The sequence below is a fragment of the Streptomyces sp. NPDC060184 genome (genome assembly GCF_042728795.1).
Taxonomy (GTDB): Bacteria; Actinomycetota; Actinomycetes; order Streptomycetales; family Streptomycetaceae; genus Streptomyces.
In genome coordinates, this window is sequence record NZ_JBHWYX010000051.1 from 46,590 (window position 1) to 57,314 (window position 10,725).

Consider the following 10,725-nt stretch of genomic DNA (forward strand, 5'->3'; position numbering starts at 1 on the left):
ACGACTGGGCACGCACCTGACGGCCGGTGAGCACCGAGGTGAGCGGCCGTCACCGCTACGCTCCGTACCGGCGTCAGGTCCGTCGGCGCCGAGGAGGCCCGGAGAGCTCCGGCGCGCGGGAGCGTGCCGGAGCCGTCGCCCTCCTCCCCCTTTTCGTCCGGGCGGTACGAGCCGATGGGTTCCGTGCGCCGGAGTCATCCACCGGAACACCGGACGTCCTCGCAATCGAAATCACGTTCGGGTCATATCGGTGCACCATGTTAGGTTGCGGCCATGCACAACGGGCGTCCTCAGCTGTCCGACCGCCTGACCACGGCCCGCGAGCGGGCCTTCGTGGGGCGCTCCCACGAACTCGGCCGGTTCCGCGCGGCGCTGACGGCGGATCCTTCCGCTCCGTCCGTCCTCTTCGTCCACGGGCCCGCCGGGGTCGGCAAGTCGACACTGCTGAGACGGTTCGCCGACGAGGCGCTGACCGCCGGACGCCGCCTCGCCCGGGTGGACGGCCACCACATCGACCCGTCACCGGCGGGGTTCGAGGCCGAGGCCGCCAAGGTGGACTCCGCCGAGCCGACCGTGCTGCTGGTCGACGCCTTCGAGCACTGCCAGGGCCTGGAGGACTGGCTGCGGGAGAGCTACCTGCCCGAACTGCCCCAGGGTTCGGTCGTGGTGGTGGCGGGCCGGCTGGCGCCGGACACCCGCTGGGTCCACGACCTGGCGTGGCAGGGCGTACTGGAGGTGCTGCCGCTCGCCCCGCTGGACACCGGCGACGCCCGGGCGCTGCTGGAACGGCGCGGGGTGCCCGCGAACCTGCGGGAGGCCGTCCTGGCCTTCGCCGGAGGACACCCCCTGGCGCTCAGCCTCGCCGCGAGCGTCGCGGTGACGGAGTCCCCGGTGGCCGAGGACTGGTCACCGACGCCGGACGTCGTCGCGGCCCTGCTGACCTCGCTGGTGGGCGAGCTCCCGCCCGCGCGCGAACGCCTCGCGCTGGAGACCGCGGCCCACGCCCTCGTCACCACCGAGGGCCTGCTGCGCTCGGTGGTCGGCGAGGAGAGCGCCGCCGAGATGTTCGCCTGGCTGCGCTCCCTGCCGTACGCCGAACTCGGCAGGCACGGACTGTTCCTGCACGAGACGGTCGCCGAGGTGATCGACCGCGATCTGCGCTGGCGGGACGCCCAGGGGTACGAGCGGATGCACCGCAGCGTCGGCCACCACCTCCTGCAGCGCGCCCGCACCGCGCCCGAGGAGGAGGCCATGGCCGCCATCCGGGCGCTCACCCACCTCAAGCGCTACGGCCCCATGGGGGCGTACTTCTCCGGCATCACCCGCGAAGGCGACGCGTGGGAAGGCCCGTTGAGGCCCGACGAGCACGACACGGCCGTCCGGATGACGGCCGCGACGGAGGGTGAGCGCTCCGCCGGGATCGCGCGGTACTGGCTCCGACGGCGCCCCGGCGACTTCTGGGCCTACCGCTCCGCGCGCACCGGCGAGCTGGTCGCGTACATGGCCTGGCTGCGCCTCAGCACGCCCGGCGAGGGGTCGGAGGCGGACCCCGTCGCGGCGGCGGCCTGGCGGCACGTCACCGACACCTCCCCGCTCCACCCCGGCCAGCACCTGCTGATGTGCCGCTTCATGGTCCACCCGGCGGCCTACGGCGAGATATCGACCGTCGGGCACCTGATGCAGCTGCGGATCTGCCGCGACTGGATGCGCACCCGCAACCTCGCCTGGTCCTTCATCGTGTCGCCGGACGCCGCGCTGTGGAGCGGTCTGATGCACCACCTCGGACACCGCCTGGTGGCCGAGGCGCCGTGGGACCTCGGCCGTGTCTTCGCCACCTTCGGCTGCGACTGGCGGGTCACCCCGCTGGAGATCTGGTTCGACCGCACCCAGCCCGGCGCGCTGCACGCGAGCACGCCGACCGGCACCCCGGACGCGGCCGTCCAGGACCTCGGGCGCACGGACTTCCTGGCCGCCGCCCGTGACGCGCTGCGCTCGGTGCTCCGGCCCGGGGCGCTGAACGGCAACCCGTTGCTCGGCAGCCGTGTCCTCGCCGACCGGGCGCTCACCAGCGAGGCCGAACCCGCCGACCTGCTGCGCGCGCTGCTCGCCGAGGCCGTGGAGCAGCTGGGGAAGGACGAACTCCACCGCAAGGCGCACCAGGCCGTGGTGACCACGTACCTCCAGCGGGTCAGGACGCAGGAGAGCGCGGCGCAGCGGCTGGGGCTGCCCTTCAGCACCTACCGGCGCCATCTGGCCCTCGGCACGGACCTGGTGTGCGGCGCCCTGTGGGAGCGCGAACGGGCCCTGGCCGCGCTGGGCGACGCGCCGTAACCCTCGGCGGGTACCCGAGCCGTTGGGCATCCGGGACGCCGAACGACGAGACTCGGCAACGGACTTGGGGCTCCACCGCTCGCCACGCACGCCGGGAATGGCCTACCGGCGGCGGGCGTTCGGTTCGAACGTACCGGCGTCCGGGAGAGGCGCGCCGGACGGACGGAGGGACAGAGATGCCGGCAGCAGTGGTGATCGGAGCGGGGCCCGGAATCGGGGCGTCGGTGGCCGACCGGCTGGCCCGCGAGGGGATGTCCGTGACGGTGGTCGCGCGGAGCGGCGAGACCGTCCGGGCCACTACCGAGCGGCTCGAACGGAGCGGACGGAAGGCGCTGGGGCTGACCGCCGACAGCACGGACGAGGCCGCGTTGCGGGCCGCACTGGACACGGCGGCGGCCGAGAACGGGCCGACCGGACTCCTCGTGTACAACGCGGCGCTGATCCGCCCGGACGCGCCCGGGGAACTCGACGCCCAGGGGCAGCTCGACGCCTGGGCGGTGAACGTCGTGGGCGCGCTGACCGCCGCCGCGCACCTGGCTCCCGGCATGGCCGCCCGGGGCGGCGGGACCATCCTCATCACCGGCGGCATGCCCCGCGCCAAGCCCACCCACGTCAGCCTGTCGCTCGGCAAGCTCGGGGTACGCAATCTCGTCGAACTCCTGGACGGCGCCTACGGAGCCTCCGGAGTCCACGTGGCGTCGGTGACCGTGCCCGACCGGGTCGTGCCCGGCACGGACCACGACCCCGACGACATCGCCGAGCACTACTGGAAGCTGCACCTCCAGCCGCGGGAGCGCTGGCAGCACGAGGTCGTGCACGGCGTACGGCCCGCGGTCTGACGGGAGTCGGCCCCGGACCGGGCGCGGGCACGGACCCGGACCCGGACCAGGGCCCGGACCGGGTGCGGCCCGGACCGGGTGCGGGCCCGTGACACCGCACTCCCGTCCCCTCCCCCGAACGGCGAGCGCGGGCGACCGCGGGGGCTCCCGGGGGAACGACGCCGTCACACGCCGACGGCGGGCGGATGCCGTGGCATCCACCCGCCGTCGGTGCGTCGCCCTCGCGTGCCCGGCCCGTTCACCGTGGCCCGCGCGGGCTCCGCGCTGTTACGCGCCCGCGCGGTAGACCGAGATCTCGGTCAGGCTCGGGGTGTACTGCTCCGTGGCGATCTGGCTGGTGAGAGCCACCCGCAGCTTGGAGCTGGTGACGGTGCCGAAGCCCGTCACCGTGAGGTCGTGTCCGACACCCGCGTCACGGGTGGCGAAGGTGACCCAGGAACCGGTGGCCGCGTCCCAGCGCTGGAGCTCGAAGGACTGCACGCGGGGGTTGGTGCCCGCGTCGGTGTACTCGTCCAGGTAGACCTGGTCGAACGTGGTGTCCGCACCGAAGTCGACGTCGAGCGTGATCGGGTAGGTCGCGTCGTCGGCGGCGGCCCAGCGGGTGGACAGGTTGCCGTCGGTCAGCTTCTCCGCGCCGAGCGAGCCGTTCGCCCCGGGGTGGGTCGAGCTGGCGGTCACGGGCTTGCCCAGGGCGAGGTTCACCCTGTTGTCCGTCTCGTCCTCGATCGGGTCGGTGTCGACCGGGTGGGCCACCTTGCGGCCGGACTTGGACTCGGCGATGCCGATGTCCGGGGCGTCGCCGTAGTAGAGGTGCGTACCGAGGAAGTCCTCGGTGCCCAGGTGCGCGTTGTAGCGGCCCGCGTCGATCAGGGGCGAGTCCTTGCGCAGCGCGAAGGGCGCGGCGGCCTTGCGGATCTTGTCGACGCCCGCACCGGTGACGTAGTGCGCGGGGTCACCGACGAACTTCGGGTCGGCCCGCAGCCCGTCCGGGTCGGCCGGCTCCTGCGCGGAGTGGACGCCGGACGCCTCGTAGTAGTCGTTGTTCGAGAACACGGCCTGCCGCAGGGCGCCGGTACGGCGGTACCACGGCGTCGGGGTGGTCTCCGAGGTGTTGTAGAAGATGTTGTTCAGGAAGTAGACGCGGCTCAGGAACGTCTCGTCGTGGACGGTGTTCAGGTCGGCGCCGTCGTAGACGAAGGTGTTGTTGGTGAAGTAGGTCGGCGCGTAGTTCGTCGACAGCATGTTCTTCACGAGCACGCCGTTGTCGTTGACGCTGAGGTTGTAACGCGCCACCGAGTTGGAGCTGTTGCCCATGTAGGCCATCCAGCCCGCGGCGTTGTCGTGCGAGTAGTTGTACTGGTAAGTGACGTTGAAGTTGGTGTACTCCAGGTCCCAGGGGGTGCCGTCGTACTCGTTGTCCGGACCGCCGTAGACCTCGTTGTACTGCATGGTCGAGTCGGCGCCGGCCCACAGGTAGAGCCCGCAGGAGACCGCGTTGTAGCGCTCCAGGAAGCCGTTGACCTCGTTGTACTCGACCGTCATCCGCTGCGAGTCGGCGAGCTGGAAGGCGCCCTGACCGATGCTCTTGGCGTAGTTGTGGCCGATGTAGACGTCACGGCTGTACAGGTCGCGGGTGCGCACCCACAGCTGCTCCCAGCCCTCGTGCCACTTGCCGGCCTCGTCGTACTGGCCGGAGTCGGCGCTGTCGGCGGCGAACCAGTTGAACGCGAACTGCACGGCGTGCAGTTCGACGTTCTCGAAGGTGTTGTTCTCGATCCGGACGTCCTTGAAGTGGTATCCGCCGGCCGGGTACGCCTTGTAGCTCTTGCTGCCGAAGACCTGGAAGTCGACCGCACCGTAGTGGATCTTCTGCCAGCTGCTCGGGCCGTCGAGGTTGTGGACGTAGATGTCCGATATGCGGAAGTGGTCCATGACCGTGTCCGCGCCGTCCGGGAAGAGGTCGGCGTTGATCGAGACCATGATGCCGTCGCGGACGTAGGTGCCCTTGGTGATGTCCGTGGCGAAGTCGTCGTCGTTGGACAGCTCGACGTTGTCGATGTCCCAGTACTGCTGGTTGCGCAGCACGATGGCACCGGTCAGACCGACGGTCTGCGGGTTCTTCGTGCCGTCCGCGTTGAACGGGCTGGGCACGTGGCCGTTGGTCGCGATGTAGGGCCGTCCGGCGCGCTTGTCGCCGTACGCCGAGATGGTGATCGGCTTGCCCGCGCTGCCGGAGCCCTTCGGCCACAGCTGCTCGTTCTGCCACTGCTCGCCGGCCTTGAGCAGGATGCGGTCGCCGGGGTGGAACGTCGTCGCGTTCGCCTTGGCCAGGCTGCGCCAGGCGTTCTTCGGCGAGGTGCCGGCCGCGGTGTCGTGGCCGAGCGTGGCGTCGATGTAGTAGTCCTTGCCACCCGTCGCGTTGTGCTTGTTGCCGGGCCAGGACGTGGCGGCGGCGGCGGGGGCGGCGGCGTGCTTCGGTTCGCTCGCGGCGTGCGCGGCCGGGGCGAGCGAGCCCACGAGCAGCGCGGCGAGCGCGGAGGCGAGGCCGGTGCGAACCGTCCGCGTGGTGAGCCACGGGCGCTTCACCGACGCCTCGTCGGCGGGCGGGCCGATGTCGGCAGGTCTCATTGCTGCACGTCCTTCGCGTTGATGGCGGCCACCGCCGAGCTGTCGACGTGCATCGAGGCGTCGTCGGCCCGGCGCTGGAGGTAGGTGGCGTACTTCTTCTCGACGAGCGACTGGCGGATCCGCTGGGAGTACTCGGTGTACGCCTTGTCCTTGTCGGTCTTCACGCTGTCGAGCTGGTAGTACGTGATCTGGCCGGTGCCCTTGACGGGCCCGGAGACCTGGCCTCGATGGAGGTCCCCGAGTACGGAGACGAGGTCCTGGTCGTGGGTGCTCAGCCCGGTCGAGCCGCTGCCGCCGTAGGTGCCGGTGGTGAGCTTCGCGCCGTCCACCCCGGTGACGTCCGCGAGGTGCCCGGCGGCCGTCACCCGGCGCTGGAGGGCGGCGGCGAAGTCCGCCGGGGCGCCGTCCGGCACCTGGACCACGAGTTGCGTGTACGCGTACGTGGTCGCGTTGGCGCTCCAGGAGTCCGGGTCCGCGTCGAAGGCCTTGCGGACCTCGGCGTCGGTGACGTGGAGCGGGTCGCCGGGATTCTTGCTGAGCAGGTCCTTGAGGGTGGTGGTGAGTTCGGTCAGCCGGTGGGTCCAGTACTCCTCGGGGGAGAAGTCGGTGACCCCGTAGACGGTCTGGCCGGCCTGGACCGCCTGGGCGCGGGCTTCGTTCTCCGCCGTGCGCTCCGCGGAGAGGTCCGCGAAGTCGACGGAGTCGACGAGACCCCGCTGCTGCGCGAGGACGAGGGTGGCCCGGTCCTGGCGGATCTCGTCGAACGCGCTGCTCTCCAGGCGCTGGAGCGCGGTCTTCGCCCCCGCCTTCGCGTCCCAGCTGAACGGGGTCGCCAGGTGGTAGGTGGTGGTCAGCTCGTTCTGCACGGTGGGCGCGAGCCGTCCCATGTGGAAGAGGAGTTCCTCGCGGGTGACCGGGCGCCCGCCCAGGGTGGCGACGTCGTCACCCCGGTGCCCGCCGGACATCGTCACCGTCGCGACGACCACCGCGACGACGGCGAGGACGGCGCCGGTCACCGCGGCGAGGGTCCGCCGCGACGGGCGCCGGGGCGCCGGTGCCGTGCGGGCGGCGGCGACGGCGCCGCGCCCGGCGGCCGGCTTGCGGGAGCCGGGCTTGCGGGAGCCCGCCGGGGGGCGCGGCGTCCGTGTGCCGGGCGCCGCGCCCTTCACGAACCCGCCCCGATCGCCGCCACCCGGGCGACGACGGGGGTGTCCCGGGTCGCGGTGATCGCGAACTCGACCGTGTCGACCTCGGCGGGCGGGAAGGTGAGGATGCGCTGGTAGCCCACCGCGCGCGTCTCGGCGAGCGTGGTCCACTCGCCTTCCCGGCGGCCCCGGACGACGACGTGCTCGACGCGCTGGCCCTGGGTGATGTCCTCGCCGAGCACGACCGCCTCGACCCGGCGGGGTCCGTCGAAGGCGAGGGTCACGGTGGGGCGGGTGTCGGTTCCGTCCGGGCGCCAGGGCGCCTTCGCCCTGCCGGGCCAGGCGGTGGCGACGTCCCCGGGGGCGCCGGAGGTGACCGTGGCGCTCGCCCCGATCCGGCGGGAGCGGAACTCCTCGATGCGCCGGCCGAGTCCGCCCAGGGCTGCCACGTCGGCGTCCCGCAGACGTCCGTCCGCGGCCGGGGGGACGTTCAGCAGGAAGCAGGAGTTGCCGCCGACGGCACGCTGGTAGATGGTGAACAGCTCGTCCACCGAGCGGACTTCGGTGTCCTCGGCCGTGTGGTGGAACCAGCCGGGGCGGATCGAGGTGTTGACCTCGGCCGGGTACCAGACCAGGTCCGACTCGTGCCCCTCGAGCGCGGCCCGGCTGCCCAGGTCGCGGTCGTCGCTGCGGACGAGCCGGGAGAATGCGCCGTCGTCCGCCTGCTGCGAGACGGAGGCGGTCCGCTCGGCGTCCTGGAGGGCGCGCGGGACCACGCTCCACTCGTCGGGGCGGGTCTCGCCGGCCTCGTTGCCGCACCAGCGGACGTCCGGACCGCACACGTTGATCACCGCGTCGGGCTGGAGCTCGCGGACCACCGCGTAGTAGCGCTCCCAGTCGTAGACCTGGCGCTTGCCGTTGGGGCCCTCGCCGTTCGCGCCGTCCAGCCACACGGAGAACACCGGGCCGTAGCGGGTGAGCAGTTCGGTGAGCTGGGCGACGTAGAAATCGTCGTACGCGCTCCCGGAGCCGTAGGACGCCTCGGTGCGGTCCCACGGGGAGAGGTAGACGCCGAACTTCAGGCCGTGCCGGCGGGCGGCTTCGGCGACCTCGGCGACCACGTCGCCCTTGCCGCCGCGCCACGGCGAAGAAGCGACCGAGTAGTCGGTGGCGTCGCTCGGCCACATGCAGAAGCCGTCGTGGTGCTTGCAGGTGAGGATGACGCCGGTCATCCCCGCGCTCTTGAGCGAGGCCACCCACTGGTCGGCGTCGAGGTCGGCCGGGTCGAAGAGGGCCGGGGCGTCGTGCCCCTCGCCCCATTCCCGGTCGGTCATCGTGTTCATGCCGAAGTGGATGAAGCCGTAGAACTCCATCTCCTGCCAGGCGAGCTGCCGCTCACTGGGCCGGACCTCGGCGAGCGCCCGTGCGGACGTGGCCGCGGTGGTCACTGGTACCTCCGGTTGTACGAGGCGAGCAGGGCCATCAGCCCGGCCAGCGCGAGGAGCATGATGCCGAGGTGTCCCCAGCCGATCGTCCTGCGCTCCACCACGACGAGCGCCACGCAGGCCGCCGCGACGAGCGTGCGCACGCCGACGAGCAGCGCCGTACGCGTCGAGTCCTTCATGTCGGTCCTTCCTTCCACCGGGGCCGCTCGGGCCCGGTCGCTGTGGGGCCCGTCAGCCCTTGACGCCGCCGGATGCCATGCCCTCGATGAGCCGCTTCTGGATGAAGGCGTAGACGATCAGGACGGGGACGATGACGATGACCATGCCGGCGTACAGGCGTCCGTAGTCCGCCGCCGCCTTCTGTGCCGTGAACAGGTTGAGCAGGCCGACCTGGACGGTCTTTCCCTCGCCGGGAAGCAGGGTCAGCGAGATGATGAAGTCGTTCCAGTAGGCGAGGAAGTTGAACAGGATCACGGTGGTGATCGCGGGCCGGGCCATCGGCAGCATGATCCGGGTCATGATCCGGAACCGGGACGCCCCGTCGATCGACGCGGCCTCCTCGTAGGCGACCGGGATGGACCGGAAGTACGCGGTGAGCAGGTAGATCGTGAACGGGATCGACGTGGCCGCGTAGACGAGCGAGAGCACCGAGGGGTTGTCGAGGAAGAACCCGCCGGGGAAGACGTCGACGAGCGCCTTGTCCCAGTCGACCAGCATCAGGAAGATCGGGACGACGATGTAGTTGACGTTGACGAAGAGCCCGCCGAGCAGCAGGAGTTCGACGAAGCCCTTGCCCTTGAACTCGTACCGGGCGATGACGTACGCGGCCGGCACGGAGACCGCGAGGACGAGGACCAGGCCGAGCACGGTGACGAACACCGAGGTCGCGAAGTACTGGCCCATGTGCGCGTCGGTGAACGCGTCGACGTAGTTCTGCAGGCGCAGTCCCTCGGGCAGCGTCCAGGGGCTGCCGAAGAACTCGCTCTTCTTCTTCAGGGAGGCGAGCAGTACCCAGGCGACCGGCACCGCGATGGCGAGGGCGAGGGCGATGACGAGCACGTACGTGAGTACGCGGCCGATCCGCGAGCGGGCGGCGGGAGGGCGGGGTGTGTTGATCACGGTCATGGTGTCTGTCCTCAGAACTGAAGGGGCTCGCGCTTGGTCGCCCGGCTCATCAGGAGCGACACGAGGAAGGAGAACGCGAAGATGACGACACCGATGGCCATGCCGTAGCCGTACGAGGAGTTCGTGTACGCCTGCTTGTACATGTAGCTCAGCAGGACCTCGGAGGAGCTGTCGGGACCGCCGCCGGTCATCGCGCGGACCAGCACGAAGCTGAGGTTGACCGCGCTCATGATGAAGAAGGTCAGCGAGGTCCGCAGGTTCTGCCAGATGAGCGGCATCGTGATGGAGAAGAACTGCCGGGTGGCGGAGGCTCCGTCGAGCCCGCTGGCCTCGTACAGCTCCTCGGGGATGCTCGACATGCTCGACATGTAGAGGACCATGTAGTAGCCCAGGGACTGCCAGACCATCGCGATGCCGACGGAGTAGAGCACGACCTTCTGGTCGCCGAGCCAGACCTGCTGCCAGCTGTCGAGGGAGACCAGCCGCAGCATGCTGTTGAGCAGACCGTTGTTCTGGTCGTAGATGGCGGAAAAGACCGCCGCGATCACGACCACGGAGAGCACGTTCGGGATGTAGAGCACGAACCGGAGGAAGTTGCGGCTGCGCAGCTTCTGCCGCGTCATGATCGCGGCGAGGAACAGGCCCATCCCCATCGTCACCGCGGTGACCACGACCAGCAGCGTCACCGTGTTCTGGAACGCCCGCACGAACTGCTCGTCGTCGACGAGGTGGCGGAAGTTGTCCAGCCCCACGAACTTCATGTCCGGGGAGAAGCCGCTCCAGGTGTAGAGCGACATCCGGAACACGTTCACGGTCGGGTAGACCATGAACACCGCGAAGAGCACCAGCGCGGGAAGCAGGCAGGCGAGCACGAAGCGGGTGTGGCCGGACCGGCGTGCGGGGGACGCCTTGCCGCGCCGGGATTCACCGGCGGACGTGCGCGTTTTCGATACGGGGTCCGCTGAGTCTTGGGGTGGGGTGGAAAGGGTCGTCACCGTGCCGGTCCTTCGGTCGTACGAGGCGGTCCTGAGTGGGGTGGGGAAGGTCTCCCGGCCAGGGGGTGTGTCGAACGTCGCGCCGTCCGCCCGGAGAGCGGGTCCGGCGGTGCCGGGTGCGGGCGGTCCCGGCACCGCGGCGAGCGTGCGTGCCGGGCGTCGCCGGACGGGCGGGACGTTCGACAACGCCCTGGTGGAGGCGCCGGCGGCTGTCTCT

The 10,725-nt window shown here is 70.9% G+C and carries 8 protein-coding genes; 2 read left to right on the forward strand and 6 right to left on the reverse strand.

Annotated features, from left to right (window positions below; genetic code table 11):
* Positions 1–273: 273 nt before the first annotated feature.
* Together ACFWEE_RS27615 and ACFWEE_RS27620 are read left to right on the forward strand one after the other, a co-directional pair.
* Entirely contained in the window at positions 274–2,331 is a 2,058-nt protein-coding gene (locus ACFWEE_RS27615) for an AAA family ATPase (RefSeq protein ID WP_386893099.1), read from the forward strand.
* Positions 2,332–2,507: 176 nt separating this feature from the next.
* Complete coding sequence (locus ACFWEE_RS27620) at positions 2,508–3,170, forward strand: SDR family NAD(P)-dependent oxidoreductase (protein ID WP_386893101.1); 663 nt, start codon at positions 2,508–2,510, stop codon at positions 3,168–3,170.
* A 267-nt stretch (positions 3,171–3,437) separates the two neighbouring features.
* Here the strand turns inward: ACFWEE_RS27620 and ACFWEE_RS27625 are convergent, their stop codons facing one another.
* From ACFWEE_RS27625 to ACFWEE_RS27650, 6 genes are all read right to left on the reverse strand, one after another.
* Positions 3,438–5,798: a discoidin domain-containing protein gene (locus ACFWEE_RS27625; protein WP_386893103.1), complete on the reverse strand. Its 2,361-nt coding sequence runs from the start codon at positions 5,796–5,798 to the stop codon at positions 3,438–3,440.
* Positions 5,795–6,814, reverse strand: coding sequence for a peptidyl-prolyl cis-trans isomerase (locus ACFWEE_RS27630; RefSeq protein WP_386893105.1), 1,020 nt, complete (start codon positions 6,812–6,814; stop codon positions 5,795–5,797). The genes ACFWEE_RS27625 and ACFWEE_RS27630 overlap by 4 nt, the downstream gene beginning before the upstream one ends.
* Positions 6,815–6,963: 149 nt before the next feature.
* Positions 6,964–8,391: an alpha-L-fucosidase gene (locus ACFWEE_RS27635; RefSeq protein ID WP_386893107.1), complete on the reverse strand. Its 1,428-nt coding sequence runs from the start codon at positions 8,389–8,391 to the stop codon at positions 6,964–6,966.
* Positions 8,388–8,567: a DUF6903 family protein gene (locus ACFWEE_RS27640; protein WP_328722821.1), complete on the reverse strand. Its 180-nt coding sequence runs from the start codon at positions 8,565–8,567 to the stop codon at positions 8,388–8,390. The genes ACFWEE_RS27635 and ACFWEE_RS27640 overlap by 4 nt, the downstream gene beginning before the upstream one ends.
* 52 nt (positions 8,568–8,619) lie before the next feature.
* Positions 8,620–9,513 carry a carbohydrate ABC transporter permease gene (locus ACFWEE_RS27645; protein ID WP_327174642.1) on the reverse strand — a complete coding sequence of 298 codons (894 nt, stop codon included), beginning with the start codon at positions 9,511–9,513 and terminating at the stop codon, positions 8,620–8,622.
* 11 nt (positions 9,514–9,524) lie between these two features.
* Positions 9,525–10,385 (reverse strand): carbohydrate ABC transporter permease, encoded by an 861-nt coding sequence (locus ACFWEE_RS27650; RefSeq protein ID WP_386893110.1) that lies wholly within the window; start codon positions 10,383–10,385, stop codon positions 9,525–9,527.
* Positions 10,386–10,725: the final 340 nt, after the last annotated feature.